A 24,490-nucleotide genomic window follows, 5' to 3' on the forward strand; every position below is an offset into this window, starting at 1 on the left:
CCGGGCCGTCGTGGGGCCGCCCGCAAGCCGTCGTGGGGGCCGCCCACGGGCCGCCGCAGGGGCGGAAGGGGGAGTCGCGGTCGGCGTTGTCAGTGGGGCGGTCCACAATGGTCCGCGTCAGACTCAGAGATACTCGCCGGTTGATCCCCCAGCTGATCGACCCGGCTGATTGACCGACGACGCTCCGGCGCCGTCCCCGACCTCGGCAGTAGACGCAGCAGAAGGAGCCGCAGCCGCGATGGCCCGCCGCAGCACGAAGACCCCGCCGCCGGACGACTTCGAGGAGAGGATCCTCGACATCGACGTCGTCGACGAGATGCAGGGTTCCTTCCTCGAGTACGCGTATTCGGTCATCTACTCGCGCGCCCTGCCGGACGCCCGCGACGGCCTCAAGCCCGTGCACCGCCGCATCCTCTACCAGATGAACGAGATGGGCCTGCGCCCCGACCGCGGCTATGTGAAGTGCGCCCGGGTCGTCGGCGAGGTGATGGGTAAGCTCCACCCGCACGGCGACGCGTCCATCTACGACGCGCTGGTCCGCATGGCGCAGCCGTTCTCGATGCGGCTGCCGCTGGTCGACGGCCACGGCAACTTCGGTTCGCTCGGCAACGACGACCCGCCGGCCGCGATGCGGTACACGGAATGCCGGATGGCGTCCGCGACGTCCCTGATGACCGAGTCGATCGACGAGGACACCGTCGACTTCTCGCCGAACTACGACGGCCAGGAGCGGGAGCCGGTCGCCCTCCCCGCCGCGTATCCGAACCTCCTCGTCAACGGCACCTCCGGCATCGCCGTCGGTATGGCGACGAACATGCCGCCGCACAACCTCGGCGAGGTCATCGCCGCGGCCCGCCACCTGATCAAGCACCCGAACGCCGACCTCGACACCCTGATGCGCTTCGTCCCGGGCCCGGACCTGCCGACCGGCGGCCGGATCGTGGGCCTCGGCGGCATCCGCGACGCCTACGAGAAGGGCCGCGGCACGTTCAAGATCCGTGCCACGGTCACGGTGGAGAACGTCACCGCGCGCCGCAAGGGCCTGGTCGTCACCGAACTCCCCTTCACGGTCGGCCCGGAAAAGGTCATCTCCAAGATCAAGGACCTGGTCGGCTCGAAGAAGCTCCAGGGCATCGCGGACGTCAAGGACCTCACCGACCGCGAGCACGGCCTGCGCCTGGTGATCGAGGTCAAGAACGGTTTCAACCCCGAAGCCGTCCTGGAGCAGCTCTACAAGCTGACGCCGATGGAGGAGTCCTTCGGCATCAACAACGTCGCGCTGGTGGACGGCCAGCCGCTGACGCTGGGCCTGAAGGAGCTGCTGGAGGTCTACGTCGACCACCGCTTCGACGTGGTGCGCCGCCGCAGCGAGTTCCGCCGCAGCAAGCGCCGCGACCGGCTGCACCTGGTCGAGGGCCTGCTGACGGCCCTGGTGGACATCGACGAGGTGATCCGCCTGATCCGCTCCAGCGAGAACAGCGCGCAGGCCAAGGAGCGGCTCATCGAGCGCTTCTCGCTGAGCGACGTCCAGACCCAGTACATCCTCGACACCCCGCTGCGCCGGCTGACCAAGTTCGACCGGATCGAGCTGGAGTCGGAGCGGGACCGGCTGCAGGACGAGATCGAGAAGCTGACCCGGATCCTGGAGTCGGACGCCGAGCTGCGCAAGCTGGTCTCCGGCGAGTTGGCCGCGGTCGCCAAGAAGTACGGCACGGACCGGCGCACGGTCCTGCTGGAGTCGGCGGGCACCACGGTCGGCGCGGTGCCGCTGGAGGTCGCCGACGACCCGTGCCGGGTGCTGCTGTCCTCGACGGGCCTGCTGGCGCGTACGGTCACCGGCGAGGTGCCGTTCGACGTCGACGCCAAGCGGGTCAAGCACGACGTGATCGTCTCGGCGGTGCCGGCGACCACCCGCGGCGAGGTGGGCGTGGTGACGTCCCTGGGCCGGCTGCTCCGGCTCCCGGTGATCGATCTGCCGCAGCTCCCGGAGACCGCGGCGGCGCCGAGCCTCGCGGGCGGCGCACCGCTCGCGGAGTTCCTGACGCTCCAGGACGGCGAGGAGCTGGTCTGTCTCACCACCCTGGACGAGTCCTCGCCGGGCCTCGCGCTCGGTACGGAACAGGGCGTGGTCAAGCGGGTGGTGCCCGACTACCCCGCCCACAAGGAGGAGTTGGAGGTCATCACCCTCAAGGAGGGCGACCGCATCGTGGGCGCGGCCGAGCTGCGCACCGGTGAGGAGGACCTGGTCTTCATCACCAGCGAGGCGCAGCTGCTGCGCTATCCGGCGTCGCAGGTACGGCCGCAGGGCCGGCCCGCGGGCGGTATGGCCGGGGTCAAGCTGGGCGAGGGCGCGAAGGTGATCTCGTTCTCGGCGGTCGATCCGGCGGCCGACGCCATGGTCTTCACCGTCGCCGGTTCGCACGGCACCCTGGACGACTCGGTCGCCACGGCCAAGATCACCCCGTTCGACCAGTACCCGCGCAAGGGCCGGGCGACCGGTGGCGTGCGCTGCCAGCGGTTCCTGAAGGGCGAGGACTGCCTGATCCAGGCGTGGGCCGGCACGGCGCCGGTGCGGGCGGCGGACGCCAAGGGCTCGCCGGTACCGCTGCCGGAGCCGGACCCGCGCCGGGACGGCTCGGGAGTGGCCCTGACGAAGCCGGTGGCCGCGCTGGCGGGACCGGTGTGAGCGGGCCTCGGTGAGCGAGCGTCTGCCTCTGTGAGCGGGCCTCTGAGCGAGCCTCGCCTTCTCCGAAAATGAACGCCGTCGGGCCGGTGCGGAACCGGCCCGACGGCGTTACGCATCTCCCCTGCCCGTCTACTTGCCTACTCGTCCCCCGACTCGTCTCCGTCGTGGGAGGCCACGTACCGCAGCACGCCCCACATGCTGTTCACATCCGCCTCCGGCGGCCCGGTCTCCCGGCAGTTGTCCAGCTCCTTGCGGAGCGCCGGGGCATCGATGCCGCTGCCGATGAGGACGAGCTGGGTGCTCCGTTCCTCGCCCCTCGGCCAGGGCTCGGGGTAGAAGCGCAGGAAGTCGCCGACGGCGTGCACGGTGAACTTCTGCCGGTTCTCGGGGACGTCGAAGTGGACGAAGCCCTTGATGCGGTAGAGCCCGACCGGCCGACTGTCGAGGAAGTCCATGAGCCGGCGCGGGTGCATCGACTCCGCCGAGCTGAACTCCACGCTCTCGTAGGCGGCGTGAAGGTGCCCCGCGTGGTCCTGGTCACTGTGCGCACCACAGTCGTCGTGGCCGCAACGGCCGTTCACGGAGCGGTCGTTGGGGTCGTGGTGGCTGTGGTGGTCGTTCGGGCCAGGGTGGTCGTTCGGGTCGTTGGGACCCGGGTGGCCGTTGGGTTCCTTGGAGTCGCGGTAATCGTTCTCGCGGTGGTTTTGGGGGTGCTCGTCGCGGTGGGCTCGGTGGTGCTCGCCATGGGCCGCGGCCTCACGCAGCAGATCCTCGAAGGACAACTGACGCACGGCCGCGTCGTGGTCCTCCCCCGGCCCGCGGTCGAAGAACAGCTCGGGGTCGATCCGGCCGTACGCCGTACAGATCACCGGCCGGCCCGGCGCCAGCTCCGCCAGGGTGTCCCGGAGCGCCCGGCGCGCCGCGTCGTCGATCCGGTCGGCCTTGTTGAGCACCACGATGTCGGCGATGCCGACGTGCCGGGCCAGCTCGGGATGGCGGGCCCGGGTGGACTCGAACTCGGCGGCGTCCACGACCTCGATCAGCCCGCCGTAGACGATCCGGTCGTTGTCGCTGGCGAGGATCATCCGGATGAGTTCCTGCGGCTCGGCCAGCCCGCTCGCCTCGATGACGATGACGTCGATACGGGCGGAGGGACGGGCCAGCCGCTCCAGATACGTGTCCAGTTCGCTGGTGTCGACCGCGCAGCACAGACAGCCGTTGCCGAGCGAGACCATCGAGTCCACCTGCCCGGCAACGGTCATGGCGTCGATCTCGATGCTGCCGAAGTCATTGACGATCGCGCCGATACGGGTCCCGTCGCCGGCCCGGAGCAGGTGGTTGAGCAGGGTCGTCTTGCCCGAACCGAGGAACCCCGCGAGCACGACGACCGGGATCTGTTGCGTGGCCAGAAGGCGCCTCCATGGTGCGGGTGGCGGGCCGCACGGCCCGGCGGCGGACGAGCTGTCGATCGTAACGGACCACCGACTGCACGCCGCTCGGGCCGAGCGCCTCGTCCGGTACGGGGCGGGGACGGGACCAAGGGGCGGGACCAAGGGGCGGGGCCAAGGGGCGGGGCCGACCGGCCGGCGCCGGGGCAGGGCCGGTCAGGGCCCCTGGTCAGGCGCCCGGCCAGGGGCCCGGCCAGGGCCTGTTCGGGCGCCGGGCGGGAGCCTGGCCGAGCGCCAGGCGGGAGACGGGTCCCCTGCCAGGCCGGCGCCTGGTTCAGATCCTGGTCCCGTGCCAGGCCGGCGCCTGATTCGGAGCCTGGTCCCGTGCCAGGCCGGCGCCTCCTCCGGAGCCATGCCCGGCACCGCGGCCTGGTGTCGAGGCAGGAGTGCCGAGGCACGTACTGCCGCCCGGCACCTATGCGCGGTGCCTGCATCCGGTGCCTGCATCCGGTGCCTGTGCGCAGTGCCGGGATCCGATGCCGAGGCGCCGTGCGGGGTCCGGTGCCGGCGGCCCCGTGCCAGGCCTTCGGCGCCGGTCTCGTTCCATGCCTTCGGCGCCGGTCTCGTGCCGCCGGCTGGGACCCCGTGGTGCGGGTGTGCCGGCTAGCCGGGCACCACCTCCGGCAGCGGCTGTGGCGGGGGCGGGCCGACGTACCGGGCCGCCGGCCGGATGATCTTCGAATCCTCCGCCTGTTCCAGAATGTTGGCGCTCCAGCCGACGACCCTGGCCGCGCAGAAGGTGGGCGTGAACATCTCACGCGGCAGCCCGCACAGCTCCATCACGACGCCCGCGTAGAACTCCACGTTGATGTGCAGCTCGCGGCCCGGCTTGAGCTCGGCGAGGAGCGCCTCGGCGCGCGCCTCCACCTGGACGGCGAACTCCACCAGCGGGCCGCCGAATTCCTGGGCGATCCCCCGCAGCATCCGTGAGCGCGGGTCCTCGGTGCGGTAGACGGGATGCCCGAACCCCATGATCCGCTCGCCGCGCAGGACCCGTTCGCGGATCCAGGAATCGATCCGGTCCGGCGTGCCGATCGCGTCGAGCGTGTCCAGTGCCCGGCTGGGCGCTCCGCCGTGCAGCGGCCCGGAGAGCGCGCCGACGGCTCCGACGAGGCAGGCCGCGAGGTCGGCACCGGTGGAGGTGATGACGCGGGCGGTGAACGTCGAGGCGTTGAAGCCGTGGTCGATCGTGGAGATCAGATAGGCCTCTATCGCCCGGACCCGGCGCGGATCCGGTTCCTCGCCGGTGAGCATGTAGAGGTAGTTGGCGGCGTGCCCCAGATCCGGCCGCGGCTCCACGGGCTGCTGTCCCTGCGCGAGCCGGTGCAGTGCGGTCAGCAGGGTTGGTACGGCAGCGACGGTGGCGAGCGCGTCGGCCCGCCGGCGGTCGGCGTCGATGTCGTACAGCGGCCGGAATCCGGCGCTCGCGCCGAGCAGCGACAGCGCGGTGCGCAGCCCGGCGAGCGGACCCGCGAGCGCTCCGGCCCGGGCCAGGGCGGGCAGTGCGTCGCGTACCGCCGCGGGCAGCGGGCGCAGCGCGGCGGTCTCGGCCTTGAAGGCCGCCAGCTGGACCGCGTCGGGCAGCGCGCCGTGGAACATCAGGTACCAGACGTCCTCGAACGTGCGGGTCCGGGCCAGCTCGACGGCGGAGTACTGGCGGTAGTGGTAAAAGCCCTCGCGCCCCCGGACGTCTCCGAGTTGGGTCTCGGTGACGATGACGCCCGCGAGCCCGCGGGGTGCCTCGATGGGTGCGTTCGCCTCGGCGATCGGCATGACAGCTCTCCTCGTTCTTCCTCCCCCAATATTGATTCGACTATCTATGCTTGACTCAACACTCGTCAATATTGATTGCATCAATATATGGGTCAATGCAGGAGGGTCCTGGACATGGATGAGTCCGGGTACGGACGGGCTGGATACGGTGATCCCATGGCGGATCACGACACGGCGCAGGACACCGGCGAGCGACGGCTGAGCACGCGGGAGGCGGCCGACCGGCTCGGCGTGAAGCCCGAGACGGTCTATGCGTACGTCAGCCGCGGTCAGCTGACCAGCCACCGGGAACCGGGCAGCCGCGGCAGCACCTTCGACCCGAAGGAGGTCGACGCGCTGGCCCGCCGCAGCGGCCGCCGCGAACCACCCGCCGCCGGCGCCGAGTTGGCGATCCGCACCGGCATCACACTGATCGACCGCGACCACTGCTACTTCCGTGGCGTGGACACCGCGGAGCTCGCCGCCCACTACAGCTACGAGGAGGTCGCGGAGTGGCTGTGGACCGGCGTGCTGCGCCGCGGCATCCGCTTCACCGCCCCGCAGGACGCCCGAACCGCGGCCTGCCGCGCCGTACGGGCGCTGCCGCCGCACAGCGGGCCGATGGACCGGCTGCGGGTCGCGGTGATCGCCGCCGCGGCCGCCGATCCGCTGCGGTTCGACCTCTCCGAGGACGCCGTCCTCGGCACCGCTCGCAGCCTGATCCCGACCCTCGTCGACGCCCTCCCGGCGCTGGGTGAAGAACCCTCCACCACCGGACCGCTCGCCCCCCGGCTCTGGTCCCGGCTGACCGCGGAGCCGGCCGACGTCGCATCGCTGCGGGTCCTGGACGCCGCGCTGGTCCTGCTCATCGACCACGACCTCGCCGCCTCCACGCTCGCGGTCCGGGTCGCGGCCTCCGCCCGCGCCCATCCGTACGCGATCGTCTCGGCGGGCCTGGGGGCGCTGGACGGTCCGCTGCACGGCGCCGCGAGCGGGCTGGCGCACAGGATGCTGCTGGAGGTCCTGGACCGGGGCAGCGCGGCCGCCGTCGTGGCCGACCATCTGCGGGCCGGGCGCCGGGTACCGGGCCTGGGCCACCGCGTCTACCCGGGTGAGGACCCGCGCGCCGGCGTCCTCTTCCGGCTGCTGGCGGACGTACCGCAGGCAGCCCCCGCCCTGCGGGCCGCCCGCGAGGTCGTCACCACCACGGCCCGCCACACGGAGCTCAACGCCAACGTCGACCTGGCACTCGCCGTGCTGACCGTCACGGCGGGGATGCCGCCCGAGGCGGGTGAAACGGTCTTCGCCCTCGCGCGCACCGCCGGCTGGATCGCGCATGCCCTGGAGGAATTCGACGAGCGCCCACTGCGTATGCGCCCCAGCGGCCAGTACCACGGCCCACGCCCCCCGCAGCCGCTGCCGTGAGCGAGCCCACGCCGCCTTGGGCGCCCTCCCTGAGCGGGCAGAAGCGGGTCTGCGCGTCGGCCGTAAGCGGGCCCAAGCCCTCGTGTGCGTCTGCCGTGAGCACGCCCGAGCCCTCTTGCGCGTCGGCCATGAGCGGCCCCGAGCCATCTCGCTCACCCGCCCTGAGCAGGCCCGAGCGGTCCGGCGTTCCTGCCGCGACGGGGAGCGAGTGGCCGGTCGTTCCCTCGCCGGCGATCCGTGAGCGATCCCGCGTCGCCGCCATGACGCGACGCCACTTCCCGTTTCCTGCGCCTTCCACGCAGGTGCACGAGCGGTCCGGCGTGCCCGACGTCCGAACCATGAGGTTAGGCTCGCCTTCGTGAGTACCTGCGCCACTGCCTCCCGTAACGGGGCCGAACCGCTCGCCGGGACCTCGGCCACCGCCCGCACCTGGTTGCTCATCGAGCAGACCGGCCCCTGGGGAGCCAAGGCGCTCACGGACAGCCACCTCGACCCCGGACTCGGCCGGGCCCTGAACGCCGCGGCGGACGGGACCGGCGTACGCATCGCCCTGATCCGGCGCCCGGGCCGCCATGCCGACTGCCACGGCGTCTCCCGCCGCCGGCTCTTCCTCGCGCACACCGCGCCGGGGCGCTCCTGGGTCCGCACGACCACCGTCACCGATCCCGGCGCCGCCCTCGGGCTGGACTTCGCCGCCCTCGGCGCGGGCGAACACCACGGCATCTGGGAACCGCACTCCGGCGACCCGCTGGTCCTCGTCTGCACCAACGGCAAACGGGACCGTTGCTGCGCCCTGCTCGGCCGACCCCTGGCCGCGGAACTCGCCGCCGCCGGAATCGACACCTGGGAGGTCACCCACCTGGGCGGCCATCGCTTCTCCCCCACCCTTTTTCTCCTTCCTTACGGTTACGCCTACGGCCGTGCCTCGGCGCATCTGGTCAAGTCCGCCGTGGAGGCGGCGCGCAGTGGACGGATCGTCTTGGAGCACTGCCGTGGCCGTTCGGCCTGGGACCGCCCCGCCCAGGCGGCCGACCTCGCGGTCCGTGCCCGGATCCATGAGGACCGCGCGGACGCCCTCGACGTCGTACGGGTCGAGGCCCTGCCGCCCGCCCCCGACGCCACACCGGCCGGCAGTGCGGGACCGTCCTGGGGCGTCACGGTCGCGCACACGGACGGCCGGACCTGGCAGGTGACCGTCGAACAGCGCACCGACGGCGCTCCCGCGCCGGCCAGCTGCGGGGCACCCCTCCTTCCCCCGGCGCGGATGGCGGTCATCTCGCTCACCGCCGCAGATCCGGCCTGACTCCTTCACGACTTCGCGGACACCGACACGGCCACCGACACGGCCGCGTCGGCTCCGACACCGTCACGGACTGTGACGACTCTGCGAGAGTAAGCGCTCACGCTCCGCGACCGAAAGGCCTGTGGATAACCCCCGCGAACCCGTCCTTCGCCGTCCACAGCCCGCGTGGCCGCTCCCGTCAACCCGCTCGGTCGCTCCCGTCGCGTCCCGGCCGACGCGCCGCGCGTGGCCACCCGGACACCCTCCGAATTCCTCGCCGCAGGGATTACCGGCCCGGCGGTCGGCCCGCTTACTGTTCGTCCGTATGGGCGAGAAGGAAGCGTCGGTTCCGCGCCCGAGCGCCACAGAGCCCTCGGGCCCCGCACGGTTTCCCGCCGGTGCCTCCGCCCCGAGAAAAGCGACCGCCCCGCTCAGCGCTGCCAAGGCACGCACCACGGCCGGACCGCGCCTGACACGCCCCCGGCTGGGCTGGCCGCGGCGCGTCTTCTCCCAGGTGCTGATGATGCAGCTGGCCATCGCCACGGGGGTCACCGCGCTGGCGACCGGCCTGTTCCTCGCCCCGCTCAGCGCCCAACTGGACGACCAGGCGATGCGCCGGGCGCTCGCGATCGCCCAGACCACCGCCGCCGAACCGCGTCTCGACGACGCGCTGGAGGCGTCCCGCCCGAGCCCGCACGGCCCCGTCCAGAACGAGGCGGAACGGATCCGCGCGGCCACCGGCGCCGAGTACGTCGTGATCATGGACAAGCGCGGGGTGCGCTGGTCCCACACCGATCCGGACGAGATCGGGCGCCACGTCTCCACCAACCCGAGCGCCGCGCTCTCCGGCCGTGAGGTCATGCAGATCGACGAGGGCACCCTCGGCCGCTCCGCGCGCGGCAAGGTCCCGTTGCGGGACGAGCACGGCAAGGTCGTCGGCGCGGTCTCGGTCGGCATCGCGTACGAGAGCGTGCAGGAGCGGCTGCTGTCCACCGTGCCCCAACTGCTCGCGTACGCGGGCGGGGCGCTCGCCGCCGGGGCACTGGCCGCCTATCTCGTCTCCCGCCGTCTCCAGCGGCGCACCCATGACCTGGCCTTCTCCGACATCTCCGCGCTGCTCGCCGAGCGGGAGGCGATGCTGCACGGCATCCGGGAGGGCTTCGTCGCGCTCGACGGGCAGGGCCGGATCCGCCTGATGAACGACGAGGCGCAGCGCCTCCTCGATCTGCGCGCCGAGGACACCGGCCGCCCCCTGGAGGCCGCCCTTCCCCCGGGCCGTACGACCGATGTGCTGGCCGGCCGCGTCTCGGGCGCCGACCTGCTGGCGGTCAGCGGGCACCGGGTGCTGGTGGCGAACCGTATGCCGACCGACGACGGCGGCGCGGTGGTCACCCTGCGCGACCGCACGGAACTGGAGCGGCTGGGCCGCGAACTCGACGGCACCCGCGGTCTCATCGACGCCCTCCGGGCCCAGGACCACGAGCACGCCAACCGGCTGCACACTCTCCTGGGCCTGCTCGAACTGGGGCTGCACGAGGAGGCCGTGGAGTTCGTGACCCGCGTTGTGGGCGTCCACCGGGCCACCGCGGAGCAGGTCACCGAGCGCATCCACGACCCGCTGCTGGCCGCCCTTCTGGTGGGCAAGGCCACCGTCGCCGCCGAACGGGGCGTGTCCCTGCGGATCGCGTCCGGCACCCGGCTGCCCGACCGCCTGATCGACCCGCACAGCCTGGTCACCGTCCTCGGCAATCTCGTCGACAACGCCCTGGACGCCACTGCCGGCGCGCCCGACGCCCAGGTGGAGGTGGAGGTGCGGGCCGAGGGACGGACCGCCGTCGTGCGCGTCGCCGACAACGGGCCGGGCGTGCCCGAGGAGCGCCGGGCCGAGATCTTCACCGAGGGCTGGACCACCAAGGAGCCGCCCGCCCACGGGCAGCGCGGCATCGGACTCGCGCTCGTCCGCCGGCTCGCCGAGCGCTACGGGGGCGGCGCCGTGGTGGACGAACGACCAGGAGGCGGGGCCGTGTTCACCGTCACGGTCCCCGATGCCCTCTCCGAGGAGCTTCCCGAGCCGGCCGGGATGGCCGGTGACCCCGGGGGCGCGCGCCGCGCCGAGGACGCCACGGAGGCAGGCCGGTGATCGACGTACTGATCGTGGACGACGATGCGCAGGTCGCGCGGATCAACGCCGCCTATGTCGCCAAGGTGCAGGGTTTCCGGGTCAGTTGTGTCGCACATACGGCGGCGGAGGCCCTGGCCGCCCTGGAGACACATCCCGTCGAGCTGATCCTGCTGGACCACTACCTGCCCGACCGGACCGGCCTCCAACTGGTCGGCGAACTACGGCGTCGTGGCCTCTTCACCGACGTGATCATGGTGACGGCGGCCCGCGACATCGCGACCGTACAGGCCGCGATGCGGCACGGCGCGCTCCAGTACCTGGTCAAGCCGTTCACCTTCGCTGGCCTGCGCTCCAAGCTGGAGGGCTATGCGGCGCTGCACCGCACCTTCGCCGGCGGCGGGCAGGCCGAGCAGTCCGAAGTCGACCGGCTATTCGGCGCGTTGGGCGCCGCCAACGCCGGGCCCGCCGAGCTGCCCAAGGGGCACTCCACCGCCACCGCCGACCGTGTGCGCGCGGTGCTGCGCTCCGCGGACACCCCGCTCTCGGCCCAGGACGTCGCCCACCGGGCCGGACTGAGCCGGCAGACCGCCCAGCGCTATCTGAAGCTCCTGGAACGCGCCGGCCGGATCCGCCTCACCCTCCGGTACGGCGAGACGGGCCGCCCGGAACACCGCTACGAATGGGTCTGACCCCTGGCGGAGGCTAGACCGCGCCCGCCCCGGTGAGCGCCCGTACCTCCGTCTCCGCGTGCCGGGCCGGATCGGCGGCCTCCGGGGAGAGCAGTGTTCCCAGCCAGCCCATCAGGAAGCCCAAGGGGATCGAGACGGCCCCCGGGTTGGACAGCGGGAAGACGGCGAAGTCCAGGTGGGGGAAGAGGGATTCCGGGCCTCCGGAGACCACGGGTGAGAGGACCACCAGGGTGAGCGCGGGGACCAGCCCGCCGTAGACGGACCAGACGGCCCCCCGTGTCGTGAAGCGGCGCCAGAACAGGGCGTAGAGCAGGGCCGGCACATTGGCCGAGGCGGCGACCGCGAAGGCCAGGCCCACCAGGAAGGCGATGTTCAGGTCCTGGGCGAGCAGCGCCAGGGCGATGGCGACGGCTCCGACCGCGACCGCGGCGAGCCGTGCCACGGCCACCTCGCGGCGCTGCGCGTCCCGTACCGTGCCGCGCGGGCGGCGCAGCGAGGCGTACAGGTCGTGGGCCACGGAGGCCGACGAGGCGAGGGTGATGCCGGCGACCACGGCCAGGATGGTGGCGAAGGCGACCGCGGCCACCACGGCGAACAGAACCGTTCCTCCGGTGGAGCCCGCCCCGCCTCCCAGGTCGACGGCGAGCAGCGGAACGGCGGTGTTGCCCGCCGGGTTGGAGGCCCGGACCGCATCGCTGCCCACTACGGCGGCGGCCCCGAAGCCGAGCACGACGGTCATCAGGTAGAAGCCGCCGATCAGCCCGATGGACCAGCCGACGGAACGGCGGGCGGCCCGCGCCGTGGGCACGGTGTAGAACCGCGACAGGATGTGCGGCAGCCCCGCCGTCCCCAGGACGAGCGCCAGGCCGAGGCTGAGGAAGTCCAGCCGCGCGGTCCAGTCACCGCCGTATTTGAGACCCGGCGCGAGGAACGCCCGTCCGTGGCCGCTGCGTTCGGCGGCGGTGGTCAGCAGTGCGCCGAGGTCCCCGTGGAACCGGATCACCACCAGGACGGTCAGGGCCACGGCCCCGCCCAGGAGGAGCACCGCCTTGACCACCTGGATCCAGGTGGTGGCCCGCATCCCGCCGAAGGCGACGTAGACCACCATGAGGGCGCCCACGCCGATCACCATCCAGGTACGGGCCTGCGGTCCGGCGCCGCCGAGCAGAAGCGCCACCAGACTGCCGGCACCGACCATCTGCGCCACCAGATAGAGCACGGACACGGTGACGGACGCGGCGCCGACCGCGATCCGCACGGGGCGCTCCCGCATCCGTGCGGCGACGACATCGGCGAGGGTGAACCGCCCGCAGTTCCGGACGAGTTCGGCCACCAGGAAGAGCACGAGCAGCCAGGCGACGAGGAAGCCGACCGAATACAGCAGTCCGTCGTAGCCGAAGAGGGCGATCAGCCCGGTGACGCCGAGGAAGGACGCGGCGGACATGTAGTCCCCCGCGATGGCGAAACCATTCTCCATGGGGGAGAAGAGCCTCCCGCCGGCGTAGAACTCCTCCACGGAGCCACGCCTGCGGCGTCCCGCCCAGAGGGTGATCGCCAGGGTGAGCGCGATGAAGGCGCTGACCAGAGTCAGGGCGAGGGTCTCGTGGCCGCCGGTCACCGCGTGTTCCCCCCGGTCAGTTCCTGGGTTTCCCAGCGGATCTCCAGCGCCGCGCGGTCCCGCCGCAGCCGTGCGTGCCGCATGTAGGCCCAGGCGAGCAGAAACGTTGTGGCGAACTGGCCTAGCCCGGCGGCCATCGCGACGTTGAAGGCGCCGACGAGCGGACGGGCCATGAGCCCCGGCGCGGCGATCGCCGCCACCACATAGGCGAGGTACCAGACCAGGAAGGCAAGAGTGGCCGGGACGACGAAGCTCCGGTAACGGCGGCGCACCTCCTGGAACGCCCCACTTCGGTGCACCGCCAGATAGATCTCGCCCGGGGGAATCCCGCTGTCCCGCGGCCCTCCTACGGTCAGCGGCTCCCCGGCATCCCCTTCGTGGCCCGCCGCGTCCGCCGCACCGGCCGTTTCCGCCCACCCGGGGGCGAGGGCGTCGTACCAGGGGTCGTCGAGCCGTACGGCCCCGGGCTCACCGGCCGAGCGGCCGTCGTGCTTGTCCACCGAACTCTCCTTGGTGCACGGGTTGGTTGTCCGTGCCGCCCAAGGGTGGACAGAAAGGAAGATCCCGGACGTGGGCTTCCGGACCCTTCACCCCATCAGGTGATGGACCACCAGGAACTACCCGGGCGGCTGTGCGAGCCCGTGGCGGTACGCGTAGTGGATCGCCTGAGCCCGGTCGCGCAGTCCCGCCTTGGCGAAGAGATTGTTGATGTGGGTCTTCACGGTCGCCGTGGAGACGTGCAGGGTGCGGGCGATCTCCGGATTCGACAGCCCCTCCGCGACCAGCCGCAACACCTCCACCTCGCGCGCGGTGAGCCCGTCCGGGGGCTCCGCCGGCGGCTGCGGCACGGTGTGCGCGGGCTCGGTGAAGCGCTCCAGGAGGCGGCGCTGGATCTTCGGCGACAGGCCCGCCTCACCGGAGAGCACGTCGTCGATGGCGCGGACGATCTCGTCACCGTCCGCGTCCTTGGTCAGATAGCCGCGGGCGCCGGCCTGCAGGGCGGGGAAGAGCGAGTCGTCGTCGGCGTAGGTGGTGAGCACCACGACCTGGGTGCCGGGGTGCTCCGCGCGGATCCGGCGGGTGGCCTCGACCCCGTCGCAGCGGGGCATGCGCAGGTCCATCAGGACGACGTCCGGGGCGTAACGGGCGACCAGTTGGACCGCCTCCTCGCCGTCCGGCGCCGAACCGACGACATCAATGCCCGGCAACAGCCCCAGCAGCATCACGATTCCCTCGCGCACCACCGTCTGGTCATCGGCGACCACGACCCGCGTCACCGTACGTGCCGTCATGCGGGCACCCGCAACCGCACCACGAAACCCTCCTCGTCAGGGCCGGACTCCAGCGTTCCGCCGAGGAGTTCGGCGCGCTCCCGCATCCCGAGCAGACCGTACCCGGAACCGCTCGCGGAGAGTTCGGCGGACCGCCCGCGGCCCCCGTCGTCCCGCACTTCGAGCCCCACGTCGTCCGCCCCGTAGTCCAGCCGCACGCTCACCCGCGCCCCCGGGGCGTGTTTGCGCACGTTCGTGAGCGCCTCCTGGGCGACTCTGCGGACCGCGAGGCCCGCCTCGGCCGGCAGCACACGGGGCTCGCCCGTCACATCCAGCCGAGCGCCCTCAGCGGCCGTCAGACGGCGCAGGAGGTCCTCGACCGGGATCATCTCCCCGCGGAGGGCGGAAAGCGCCTCACGGGTGCCCTCAAGCCCTTCCCGGGCCATCCCCCGGCACGCCACGACCCGCTCCAGGAGCTGTGCGCGGTCCGCCTCCAGGTCGGGACTGCGCTGGATCAGTTGCCGCACCGCCTCCAGATGCACCAACTGGGCGCTCAGGCTGTGGGCGAGGACGTCGTGGATCTCCCGCGCGATCCGGCCCCGTTCGGCCAGTGCCGCCGACTCCGCCTCGGCCTTGCGGGCCGCCCGCTCCTGGGTCAGCAGCCGCTGGGCGTTACCGCGCGCCTCGGCGTCGAGGCGGATGACGTAGCCGGCCAGGGCCAGGCCCGCGGTGGTCGTGGTGGTCGTCAGCCAGCTGTCGGTGTTCATCACGGCGTACGCGGCGAGCGCGGCCGACGAGCACAGCAGGCCGACGGCCAGCGGCAGCCGCTCCATCGCGGTGATGGCACAAGCGCACCACAGGACGATCGCCGGCGTCCGGGCACCGGCGAAGGAGAAGCCGAAGGCCGCGGCCTCCAGGACGAGCAACAGGCCGACGGACGGCCAGAGAAGGCGCTCGCGCGTCACGCGGAAGAAGGCGCGGAACACCACGAGCGTGGTGGCGACCCCCGCGAGCGCCGCCACCAGTGCCCAGCCTCGGAAGTGCGGCCCGGCCACGGTGGACCACGTCAGCCCCGCGACGACCAGGACGCGCACCGACCGGCCGATCCACAACCGGGCGCCGCTCATGCCTTCCCGGGACAGCGACTCCCGCAGGGGCCAGCTCGTCAAGGAAGGGGGCAGCACGTACGGTCCTCGGTCGGTGGGTGGCGGTATCGGGCGCGCCGTGGCCTCAGCCCGCGACAGGGACACCGTACGTCCGCTGGAAGGCCTGGGCCCGCCAGGTGGTGACCCCGGTCCGGGTGAGCAGCATGCCGGCGACCGAGAGCATGATCGCCGGGGTGCCCTGATGGACGCCCATGACCGCGGCGATGGCCATCAGGCCGCCGCGCAGCACCATGGCGCAGAGCCACACGCCGGCCGCCGCCCAGCTGCCCTTGGTCCACACCACCCCGTCCGCGTCCGTCCAGATGCGCGTCGTCCAGGCCCAGCCCGCACCGCAGCCCAGCCCTATCAGGAGCCCCACGGCCAGCAGGACGGTGGACGCGGTCCGGTGGGCGGGGTCCAGGAGGCCGGGGTCGCGCACCGCCAGGAAGGCCAGGACGGCGGGGATCAGCCACCACTTCTTGCCCTCGGACGTGATGCGCTGGGCGCTGAACTGCTTGATGAACACGAACACGACAGCCGCGGCGATCGCCACGATGTTGAGCAGGCCGCTCATGACCTGAGCCTCCGGGAGACGGGATTTTCCGACGTCCCCGACGCTACGGAGAGTGGCCGCCGCGCGGATCGGAGCCAGGGTGGGGCGCGGGTGGAAAGCGCGGCGGGCGCCGCTCCACCCTGGGGTGGAGAGACGCCCGCCCGGGCTCAGGGAGCGCTCAGGTGTCGATCCGGGAACGGTCCAGCGTGGCCGCGGAGTTGGTGATGAACTCCTTGCGGGGGGCGACCTCGTTGCCCATCAGGAGGTCGAAGGTCTTCTCCGCCGCCTCCAGGTCGCTGATGTTGATCCGGCGCAGGGTGCGGTGGCGCGGGTCCATGGTCGTCTCGGCGAGCTGGTCGGCGTCCATCTCACCCAGACCCTTGTAGCGCTGGATGCTGTCCTTGTAGCGGACGTTCTTGCGCTGGAGCTCCAGCAGGGTCTGGCGCAGCTCGTTGTCGGAGTAGGTGTAGATGTACTTGTCCTGCCCCTTTTTTGGGTTGGTCAGCTCGATGCGGTGCAGCGGCGGCACGGCGGCGAAGACCCGGCCCTGCTCGACCATCGGACGCATGTAGCGCTGGAAGAGGGTCAGCAGCAGGATGCGGATGTGGGCGCCGTCGACATCGGCGTCGGCCAGGAAGATGACCTTGCCGTAGCGGGCCGCGTCGATGTCGAAGGTGCGGCCGGAACCGGCCCCTATGACCTGGATGATGGCGCCGCACTCGGCGTTCTTGAGCATGTCCGAGACCGACGACTTCTGGACGTTCAGGATCTTGCCGCGGATCGGGAGCAGCGCCTGGAACTCGGAATTCCGGGCCAGCTTCGCGGTGCCCAGCGCGGAGTCGCCCTCGACGATGAACAGCTCGCTGCGGTCGACGTCGTCGCTGCGGCAGTCCGCGAGCTTGGCCGGCAGCGAGGAGGACTCCAGCGCCGTCTTCCGCCGCTGCGCCTCCTTGTGCTGGCGCGCGGCGATGCGGGTGCGGGCCGCGGCGACGACCTTCTCCAGGACGGCGCGCGCCTGCTGCTTGGCGTCCCGCTTCGTGGACGTCAGGAACGCCTTCAGCTCCCGGCTCACCACCTGGGCGACGATCCGGGAGGCGGCCGAGGTGCCGAGCACCTCCTTGGTCTGGCCCTCGAACTGCGGCTCGGCGAGGCGTACGGTCACGACCGCCGTCAGGCCCTCCATGGCGTCGTCCTTGACGACGTCGTCCTCGGCGACACGGAGCAGCTTGCTCGACCGCAGGACCTCGTTGACCGTCTTGGTGACCGCGCGCTCGAAGCCGGAGACGTGGGTGCCGCCCTTGGGGGTGGCGATGATGTTGACGAACGACCGGAGCGTGGCGTCGTAGCCGGTGCCCCAGCGCAGCGCGATGTCGACGCCCAGTTCGCGGGTGACTTCGGTGGGGGTCATGTGACCGCGGTCGTCGAGGACCGGCACGGTCTCCTTGAACGTGCCCTGCCCGCTGAGCCGCAGGACGTCGCACACCGCCTTGTCCTGCGCCAGGTACTCGCAGAACTCGCTGATGCCGCCGTCGTAGTGGAAGGTCTCCTCCGTCTTGCCTGCTCCGTCGAGGCCGCGCTCGTCGCGGACGACCAGGGTGAGGCCCGGGACGAGGAAGGCGGTCTGGCGGGCGCGGGCGTACAGCGTCTCCAGGGAGAGCTTGGCGTCCTTGAGGAAGATCTGCCGATCGGCCCAGTAACGGACGCGGGTGCCGGTCTTCGTCTTGGCGATCCGCTTGCCCTTGTGCAGGCCGTTGGCCGGGTCGAACGGGGCGTCCGGGCCCGATTCCGTGAAGATCCCGGGGACGCCGCGGCGGAAGCTGATCGAGTGCGTCTTGCTGTTGCGGTCGACCTCGACGTCGAGCCGGGCGGAGAGGGCGTTGACGACCGAGGCGCCGACGCCGTGCAGACCGCCGGAGGCCGCGTACGAGCCGCCGCCGAACTTTCCGCCGGCGTGCAGCTTGGTCATCACGACCTCGACGCCGCTCAGCCCGGTCTTGGGCTCGACGTCCACGGGGATGCCGCGGCCGTTGTCGCGCACCTCCACGGACCCGTCGTCGTGGAGGACCACCTCGATGTGGTCGCAGTAGCCGCCGAGCGCCTCGTCGACGGAGTTGTCGATGATCTCCCAGAGGCAGTGCATCAGACCGCGGCTGTCCGTGGAGCCGATGTACATGCCGGGGCGCTTGCGGACCGCTTCGAGGCCCTCCAGGACGAGCAGATGCCGCGCGGTGTAGTTGGAACCGTCCCGGTCTGCCCCGGTCAGCACTGCGGTGGACGGCACGGACATCTCGGCGGTCACGCGGTTCGCTCCTCGCTGAATTTCTGGCAGTCCGCATTCCGCGGACTCGGTTGTGGCGGTGTCGCCGGTCAGAGGGTACCGAGGCCTGGTAGAGCCGATGTGACGCCACCCGTAAGCATGCTCATGGTAGTAGAATTTCGCTCGTGCGTTCGATCGCTCGTTGGGGTGACGTCCGAGTGACGTGCACATCACGTTCCCTTCGAGGCATGAACCATTTAGGCTCCGGGCACGTCCTCATCAACAACCGGCAAGCCAGCCGGGGGGACAGACCCAGCACCCAACGTGAATCAGACCACCAAGCAATACGGCTCATTCGCCGCCACCCGGCAGCACCCGGCCCCCTCGAAGAATTTTTTTCGAGGAAAAGGCACGAGCGGGAACGTTTTCGGCCTGGTTGGATGTTGACCCTGGTACGACAGCTCGTCGAGCTAGAGAAGAGGCGACGTGACTACTGTTCTGACACCCGCGAGCCCGCTGACGGCCGCTGACCGCTGCGACCGCTGCGGCGCCCAGGCATACCTGCGCGTCGTCCTGATGTCCGGCGGAGAACTGCTCTTCTGCGCCCACCACGGTCGCAAGTTCGAGCCAGAACTCAAGAAGATCGCCGCGGAAATACAGGACGAGACGGAGCGGCTGAACGCTTCTCCGGCGTCCGCGTCCGATGAGGAACGCTGACACTTCGCATCCACGACGAGCGAGCAGCGGCCCTGCGCCGTGCGGCGGGCGGTCACCCCGGCACCACCGGGGGGCCGCCCGCACTCGTACGCGCGCCCCGGTTTTCCGCCGGCTCCCCGCGGCGCCTCAGCCCGCGCCATGCGCCAGTACCGCCGGAAGCAACGCCGAGGCCCGGGTGTAGACCCCCGGGCTCCCCGCCTGGCCACAGCCGGTCCCCCAGGACACCAGCCCCACCAGGCGCCCGTGGACGACCAGCGGTCCGCCGCTGTCGCCCTGGCAGGCGTCCCGCCCGCCGGCCGGCTCCCCCGCACACAGCATGGAACGGGACCGGTACGTTCCGTCCGCGGTGCCCGGATAGGCCCGGGTGCAGACCGCGTCGCGCAGCACGTTGACATGCGCCGAGCGCAACCGTGACGCGTAGCGGCCCTCGCCCGTGGTGTCTCCCCATCCGTAGACCGTGGCCCGGCTGCCCGGCCGGTAGGCCCGGTCGTTCCGCCCCGCTATCGGGATGGTCCGGTTCCGTACCGGCCTCGGGAGCGTGAGGACGGCCATGTCGCCCTCATTGGTCCAGCTGTCATAGCGGGGGTTCACCCAGACCTTCGCCGGCTTGACCTCCTGCCCCCCGCCGCCGGTGAGGTTGTCGCGCCCGATCACGATGCGCAGGTCCCGGACCTGCTGCCAGGGGACGCCCAGCACCTCCTTGCCCAGACAGTGCGCGGCCGTCACGACCGTGGAGTGCCCCACCAGCACCCCACCGCAGAACTGACCGGAGCGCTGGGCCCCGAAGCGCTGATGGGAGGCCAGCGCCACCGCCCAGGGGCTCTGGGACAGTTGCGCGGGCTTCCCGCCGATCACCGACTCGTCCGCGGCCGCCGGCACCGGCAGGGTGAGGACCAGTGCGAGGGCTCCGAGAACGGCGCCTGCGGTCGGACGCATACGGACTCCTGACTGTGGGACAGCTGTCGCCCACCCAGAGTGACCCAAACGGCTGCGCCGCGCACCCGGACGGCGGCGAGCCCGGCCCCTCCCCATTGGAGAGACCGGGCTCACGGCGCTGTACGGGCCGGGCGGTTCGACTAGTCGAGGTAGTCCCGCAGCACCTGGGAGCGCGACGGGTGACGCAGCTTCGACATCGTCTTCGACTCGATCTGACGGATCCGCTCACGCGTGACGCCGTAGACCTTGCCGATCTCGTCCAGCGTCTTCGGCTGGCCGTCGGTGAGACCGAAGCGCATGGACACGACGCCGGCCTCCCGCTCCGAGAGTGTGTCCAGAACCGAGTGCAGCTGCTCCTGCAGGAGCGTGAAACTCACTGCATCGGCGGGCACGACAGCCTCGGAGTCCTCGATCAGGTCACCGAACTCGCTGTCGCCGTCCTCGCCCAGCGGGGTGTGCAGCGAGATCGGCTCGCGGCCGTACTTCTGGACCTCGATGACCTTCTCGGGGGTCATGTCGAGTTCCTTGGCCAGCTCCTCCGGGGTGGGCTCGCGGCCCAGGTCCTGGAGCATCTGGCGCTGGACGCGGGCCAGCTTGTTGATGACCTCGACCATGTGGACGGGGATACGGATCGTACGGGCCTGGTCGGCCATGGCGCGGGTGATGGCCTGGCGGATCCACCACGTCGCGTAGGTCGAGAACTTGTAGCCCTTGGTGTAGTCGAACTTCTCGACCGCACGGATCAGACCGAGGTTGCCCTCCTGGATCAGGTCCAGGAAGAGCATGCCGCGGCCGGTGTAGCGCTTGGCCAGGGAGACCACCAGACGGAGGTTGGCCTCCAGGAGGTGGTTCTTCGCCCGGCGGCCGTCCTCGGCGATGATCTCCAGCTCACGCTTGAGCTTCGGCGCGAGCTTGTCGGAGTTCGCCAGCTTGTCCTCGGCGAACAGGCCCGCCTCGATGCGCTTGGCGAGCTCGACCTCCTGCTCGGCGTTGAGGAGGGGGACCTTACCGATCTGCTTGAGGTAGTCCTTGACCGGGTCGGCGGTGGCGCCGGCCGCGGCGACCTGCTGAGCGGGGGCGTCGTCCTCGTCGTCGTCGGACAGGACGAAGCCGGCGTTCTCCGGGGTGTCGGCGCCCTCGGGGCCCTCGCCCTTGCCGGGCGTCGGGGTCTCCTCGGTCACCTCGTCGTCGAGGAGCTCGTCGACGTCCTTCTTGGACGCGGTCTTCTTCGCGGTGGCCTTCTTGGCCGTGGTCTTCTTCGCGACCGTCTTCTTGGCGGTCGTCTTCTTCGCCGCTGCCTTCTTCGCAGGCGCGGACTCGGACTCACCGGCCGGGTCCGCCACGGGGGCGGGGGCGGCGGCGGTGGTCTTCTTGACCGTGGCGGTCTTGGCCGCGACGGTCTTGGTGGCGGTGCGCTTCGCCGGACTCTTCGCTGCGACGCTCTTGCGGGTGCGCTTGGGCGCCTCTGCGGCACTGACCATCAGCGTCACACCCTCCTCGTCGAGGATCTGGTTGAGGCTGCGCAGAACGTTCTTCCACTGGGTTGGCGGAATCTGGTCAGCCTCGAAGGCCCGACGCACGTCATCGCCGGCGATCTGCCCATCTGCCTTTCCCCGCTCGATGAGCGCCATCACAGACTCGGACTCGGCGATCTCCGGCGGGAGCGTACGGGATGTGCTGGCCGACACGAACAACCTCTCGGAACGATGGAAACGGCTTCCGACCCCGTCCAGTGTGGATCGGAGCCGACGACCGTCGGTGGGGATGGACCGACGGCGCAGGGGCAACCGGGGAGTTGAACAGCGTCACGAACGCCGCTCGTATTCCCTCCTCGGCTATCACCTCTTAAGTCATCGCGCTTCCCGGGAGAGCGTTACGCCCAATCTGCGTGGCCCGAGTCACACCCCATAACGACCCATTCCCTGTCATATGACATGCAATCCTCCCGAGATCTGCCGCCGGATCCGGTCGACGCCCCGGATCCGGCGAGCGCGTGCGCCTTCGCCGCGTACGGCGTGCCCCGCCCGAGGGGTACGCAGGGCACGGGGCCGCGCGGCGCCTACGTTCCGTACGCGGTCGGGTACGGCCTTCAGTGCTCGCGGGGCGCGGGGACGACGTGGTCCACGGGCGTCCCGGAGCCCTGGCCGGCCGCCTCGCCATGGGCGGCGAGGAGCTGGCGCATCGCGGATTCGGCCGCCGTGGCATCGCCGGAGCCGATGGCGTCGACCACCCGCATGTGCTGGCCCACGGACGTCTCGACCGGCCGCTCACAGCCGCCGCCGGATCCGCCGGAGACGTGCAGGGCGGCGGAGACGATGCCGGAGAGGTGCTCCAGCATGCGGTTGCCGGCGAGCTGGAGCAGCAGGGAGTGGAACTCGGCGTCGGCGCGGGCGAAGGTCATGGTGTCGCCCTGGGCCGCGGAGTGGCCCATGATCTCGACCATGTCGGCCAGCCGCTGCTGGATGTCCTCCCGGCCGTGCCCGGCGGCGAGGCGGGCGGCGAGCGGCTCGATCGTCCAGCGCAGCTCGCACAGCTCCCGGCGCTGGTCGTCACGCTGCGGGCCGTAGGCGCGCCACTCGATGATGTCGGGGTCGAGGAGGTTCCAGTCGCTGACCGGACGCACCCGGGTGCCCACGTTGGGGCGCGCGCTCACGAGCCCCTTGGCCTCGAGGACGCGCAGTGACTCACGGACGACGGTGCGGGAGACCTCGAAGCGCTGGCCGATCTCCTCGGGGACGAGCGGACGGTCGGCGCCGAGATCACCGGAGACGATCATCTGGCCGAGCTGTTGGACGAGTTGGCCGTGCAGGCCGCGGCCGCGGCTGCCGGCCGCGCGCCGGCCGACCCGGCCGATCTCCGCCTCGGAGCCGTCCCAGACCTGCGGAACGCGCTCGGCACGCTCCGGGCCGGCCGTGTTGCCGGTGTTCGCGGCGTTGGCGGCGTTGGCGTAGGGGTAGCGGTCAAGCTCGCCCGGGCCTGCGAGGCCGGTGTCGCCGGGGCGAGCCGCGGTCATCATGGTGTGCGCAAGGGTACTCACGCATCCTTTGTCGGCGACACCCTGAACACCCTTGAGGTCTTTGGTGAAAAGCACACGAAAGGGTGATCGCCCCCCATCTCTGAATTGACGCTTTATCGGAAGGAAATGCGCCACCCAGGGCGAGTTACGGACAGCATCCGCAACAACAGGGCGTCAAAACAGGCGCCTTACTCGACCGGAACGGAGAGTCGCAGCGCGCCACGACGACATCACCGCAGGCCAGAGCCGGTTGCCTGCAACAACGGTGCGCCGCCTGCGGATTGAGCCGAACCACTTCTCACGACCGATATGTCGCGGTCGATTCCGGACCGCCACTTGACGGCCACCGCGCAACCACTCCACGAAATCAAGGAATTTCACACGCGGAACAGCGGTATCAACGGGCATCTGCCACACCTGATGTCGACCCGTTCCGCACCTCGACTCACGTACCTCTCCGCGCCACGGGCGTTACTCGGCAGGTGAGTTGAGATGCTCGCCCGGGGCGACGACATCGAGAGGCGAAGCCGTCGATGCGGGCGGCCGCAACGCAGGCCGCGATGCAGGCCGGGGCGCGGCCGGCATCCGATGACCGCAGGAGCCGCCCCGCCGGGAGAGGCGAGCCGCAGGCAGGTGAGCGGCTGAACGTCGACCACGGGCGACACGAGTAGCCCGACCCGGACAAGGTATCGGAATATGTCCTATTTTCTCGTAATTGTTCAATCGTGTCGGTTTCCGCGGTGTGCGGGCACAGGAGAGAACAGCGGCCCGTGGCCGTCCCCACCGGGAAGGCCGAAGGCCGTGCTCAGACCTCGGGGCGCAGCATCGGCGGGTTGAGCAGCGTCGCGCCGCCGGCCCGGAAGAGCTGCGCGGGGCGGCCGCCCTGACGCGTCGTGGTGCCTCCCGTCGGCACCAGGAATCCCGGGGTGCCGGTCACCTTCCGGTGGAAGTTCCGGGGGTCGAGGGCGACCCCCCACACGGCTTCGTAGACCCGGCGCAGCTCCCCCACCGTGAACTCCGGCGGGCAGAAGGCCGTGGCGAGCGAGGAGTACTCGATCTTCGAGCGGGCCCGCTCCACCCCGTCGGTGAGGATCTGGGCATGGTCGAAGGCGAGGGGGGGCCGCCAGCTCGCCCTCGCGGGCATGGGTGTCGTCCGGCTCCAGCAGGGTCTCGACCGGTGCCCAGCGGGCACTGCGGGCGTCACCGCCGGCCGTGGGAGCGGGCAGGTCCGGTGCGAGGACCAGATGCGCGACGCTGACGACCCGCATCCGGGGGTCCCGCTTCGGATCGCCGTAGGTGGCGAGCTGTTCCAGATGGGCGCCGTACACGGGCGTCGGACCCGTCGGGGTCTGGGCGTGCAGACCGGTCTCCTCGGCCAGCTCGCGGGCGGCCGCTGCCTCGAGGTCCTCGTCGGCCCGGACGAATCCGCCGGGCAGCGCCCAGCGTCCCTGGAACGGCGGCTCACCGCGGCGCACGGCCAGTGCGCAGAGGGCGTGGCGGCGCACGGTGAGCACGACCAGGTCGACGGTGACAGCGAAGGGCGGGAAGGCCGACGGGTCGTAGGGAGGCATGG

At 71.3% G+C, this 24,490-nt stretch carries 17 protein-coding genes and 1 pseudogene; 6 read left to right on the top strand and 12 right to left on the bottom strand.

Features of this window, described 5'->3' with window-relative positions; translation table 11 throughout:
• Positions 1 to 238 precede the first annotated feature (238 nt).
• On the top strand, positions 239 to 2,686 hold the full coding sequence (locus V2J85_RS25315; RefSeq protein WP_261955283.1) for a DNA gyrase/topoisomerase IV subunit A: 2,448 nt from the start codon (positions 239 to 241) through the stop codon (positions 2,684 to 2,686).
• 137 nt (positions 2,687 to 2,823) lie between these two features.
• Here the strand turns inward: V2J85_RS25315 and V2J85_RS25320 are convergent, their stop codons facing one another.
• Positions 2,824 to 4,095 (bottom strand): CobW family GTP-binding protein, encoded by a 1,272-nt coding sequence (locus tag V2J85_RS25320; protein ID WP_330822858.1) that lies wholly within the window; start codon positions 4,093 to 4,095, stop codon positions 2,824 to 2,826.
• 642 nt (positions 4,096 to 4,737) lie between these two features.
• On the bottom strand, positions 4,738 to 5,907 hold the full coding sequence (locus V2J85_RS25325; protein WP_261955284.1) for a citrate synthase/methylcitrate synthase: 1,170 nt from the start codon (positions 5,905 to 5,907) through the stop codon (positions 4,738 to 4,740).
• Between the two features lie 156 nt (positions 5,908 to 6,063).
• On the opposite strand from V2J85_RS25325, the gene V2J85_RS25330 reads away from it, so the two are divergent.
• The 4 genes from V2J85_RS25330 (at position 6,064) to V2J85_RS25345 (ending at position 11,404) form a co-directional block, all read left to right on the top strand.
• Positions 6,064 to 7,311 carry a citrate synthase gene (locus V2J85_RS25330; RefSeq protein ID WP_330822806.1) on the top strand — a complete coding sequence of 416 codons (1,248 nt, stop codon included), beginning with the start codon at positions 6,064 to 6,066 and terminating at the stop codon, positions 7,309 to 7,311.
• Positions 7,312 to 7,669: 358 nt separating this feature from the next.
• Positions 7,670 to 8,614 carry a sucrase ferredoxin gene (locus tag V2J85_RS25335; protein ID WP_330822807.1) on the top strand — a complete coding sequence of 315 codons (945 nt, stop codon included), beginning with the start codon at positions 7,670 to 7,672 and terminating at the stop codon, positions 8,612 to 8,614.
• Between the two features lie 499 nt (positions 8,615 to 9,113).
• Positions 9,114 to 10,733: a sensor histidine kinase gene (locus V2J85_RS25340; RefSeq protein ID WP_330822859.1), complete on the top strand. Its 1,620-nt coding sequence runs from the start codon at positions 9,114 to 9,116 to the stop codon at positions 10,731 to 10,733.
• The gene (locus V2J85_RS25345) at positions 10,730 to 11,404 is read left to right on the top strand and encodes a DUF7342 family protein (RefSeq protein ID WP_261955287.1); all 675 of its coding nucleotides are present in this window, start codon (positions 10,730 to 10,732) and stop codon (positions 11,402 to 11,404) included. The genes V2J85_RS25340 and V2J85_RS25345 overlap by 4 nt, the downstream gene beginning before the upstream one ends.
• Before the next feature lie 13 nt (positions 11,405 to 11,417).
• Here the strand turns inward: V2J85_RS25345 and V2J85_RS25350 are convergent, their stop codons facing one another.
• From V2J85_RS25350 to V2J85_RS25375, 6 genes are all read right to left on the bottom strand, one after another.
• Complete coding sequence (locus V2J85_RS25350) at positions 11,418 to 13,022, bottom strand: solute symporter family protein (RefSeq protein WP_330822809.1); 1,605 nt, start codon at positions 13,020 to 13,022, stop codon at positions 11,418 to 11,420.
• Positions 13,019 to 13,522: a DUF485 domain-containing protein gene (locus V2J85_RS25355; RefSeq protein WP_330822810.1), complete on the bottom strand. Its 504-nt coding sequence runs from the start codon at positions 13,520 to 13,522 to the stop codon at positions 13,019 to 13,021. The genes V2J85_RS25350 and V2J85_RS25355 overlap by 4 nt, the downstream gene beginning before the upstream one ends.
• 117 nt (positions 13,523 to 13,639) lie before the next feature.
• The gene (locus V2J85_RS25360) at positions 13,640 to 14,314 is read right to left on the bottom strand and encodes a response regulator transcription factor (protein ID WP_330822811.1); all 675 of its coding nucleotides are present in this window, start codon (positions 14,312 to 14,314) and stop codon (positions 13,640 to 13,642) included.
• Complete coding sequence (locus V2J85_RS25365; RefSeq protein ID WP_419836836.1) at positions 14,311 to 15,420, bottom strand: sensor histidine kinase; 1,110 nt, start codon at positions 15,418 to 15,420, stop codon at positions 14,311 to 14,313. Before V2J85_RS25365 ends, V2J85_RS25360 begins: the two co-directional genes overlap by 4 nt.
• Before the next feature lie 103 nt (positions 15,421 to 15,523).
• Complete coding sequence (locus V2J85_RS25370) at positions 15,524 to 16,012, bottom strand: DUF1453 domain-containing protein (RefSeq protein ID WP_330822813.1); 489 nt, start codon at positions 16,010 to 16,012, stop codon at positions 15,524 to 15,526.
• 157 nt (positions 16,013 to 16,169) lie between these two features.
• The gene (locus V2J85_RS25375) at positions 16,170 to 18,290 is read right to left on the bottom strand and encodes a DNA gyrase/topoisomerase IV subunit B (protein WP_261955293.1); all 2,121 of its coding nucleotides are present in this window, start codon (positions 18,288 to 18,290) and stop codon (positions 16,170 to 16,172) included.
• 444 nt (positions 18,291 to 18,734) lie between these two features.
• On the opposite strand from V2J85_RS25375, the gene V2J85_RS25380 reads away from it, so the two are divergent.
• The gene (locus tag V2J85_RS25380) at positions 18,735 to 18,965 is read left to right on the top strand and encodes a DUF7455 domain-containing protein (protein ID WP_030412880.1); all 231 of its coding nucleotides are present in this window, start codon (positions 18,735 to 18,737) and stop codon (positions 18,963 to 18,965) included.
• Positions 18,966 to 19,091: 126 nt separating this feature from the next.
• Here V2J85_RS25380 and V2J85_RS25385 read toward each other — a convergent pair whose 3' ends face one another.
• From V2J85_RS25385 to V2J85_RS25400, 4 genes and pseudogenes are all read right to left on the bottom strand, one after another.
• Positions 19,092 to 19,901 (bottom strand): serine protease, encoded by an 810-nt coding sequence (locus V2J85_RS25385; protein ID WP_261955294.1) that lies wholly within the window; start codon positions 19,899 to 19,901, stop codon positions 19,092 to 19,094.
• A gap of 140 nt (positions 19,902 to 20,041) precedes the next feature.
• A complete protein-coding gene (locus V2J85_RS25390) occupies positions 20,042 to 21,595 on the bottom strand; it encodes an RNA polymerase sigma factor (protein WP_261955295.1) in 1,554 nt (517 codons plus the stop codon).
• Positions 21,596 to 21,990: 395 nt separating this feature from the next.
• Positions 21,991 to 22,992, bottom strand: coding sequence for a FadR/GntR family transcriptional regulator (locus V2J85_RS25395; RefSeq protein ID WP_330822814.1), 1,002 nt, complete (start codon positions 22,990 to 22,992; stop codon positions 21,991 to 21,993).
• A gap of 730 nt (positions 22,993 to 23,722) precedes the next feature.
• Positions 23,723 to 24,488: pseudogene (locus tag V2J85_RS25400) on the bottom strand (NUDIX hydrolase).
• Positions 24,489 to 24,490: the final 2 nt, after the last annotated feature.

Source organism: Streptomyces bugieae (genome assembly GCF_036352915.1).
GTDB lineage: Bacteria > Actinomycetota > Actinomycetes > Streptomycetales > Streptomycetaceae > Streptomyces > Streptomyces endophytica.

What these genes read in the sequence shown, in the direction of transcription:
- V2J85_RS25315 (WP_261955283.1), top strand. Translation starts at nt 239, where the DNA reads ATGGCCCGCCGCAGCACGAAGACCCCGCCGCCGGACGACTTCGAGGAG.
- V2J85_RS25325 (WP_261955284.1), bottom strand. Translation starts at nt 5,907, where the DNA reads ATGCCGATCGCCGAGGCGAACGCACCCATCGAGGCACCCCGCGGGCTC.
- V2J85_RS25330 (WP_330822806.1), top strand. Translation starts at nt 6,064, where the DNA reads ATGGCGGATCACGACACGGCGCAGGACACCGGCGAGCGACGGCTGAGC.
- V2J85_RS25340 (WP_330822859.1), top strand. Translation starts at nt 9,114, where the DNA reads ATGATGCAGCTGGCCATCGCCACGGGGGTCACCGCGCTGGCGACCGGC.
- V2J85_RS25360 (WP_330822811.1), bottom strand. Translation starts at nt 14,314, where the DNA reads ATGACGGCACGTACGGTGACGCGGGTCGTGGTCGCCGATGACCAGACG.
- V2J85_RS25365 (WP_419836836.1), bottom strand. Translation starts at nt 15,420, where the DNA reads ATGAGCGGCGCCCGGTTGTGGATCGGCCGGTCGGTGCGCGTCCTGGTC.
- V2J85_RS25370 (WP_330822813.1), bottom strand. Translation starts at nt 16,012, where the DNA reads ATGAGCGGCCTGCTCAACATCGTGGCGATCGCCGCGGCTGTCGTGTTC.
- V2J85_RS25385 (WP_261955294.1), bottom strand. Translation starts at nt 19,901, where the DNA reads ATGCGTCCGACCGCAGGCGCCGTTCTCGGAGCCCTCGCACTGGTCCTC.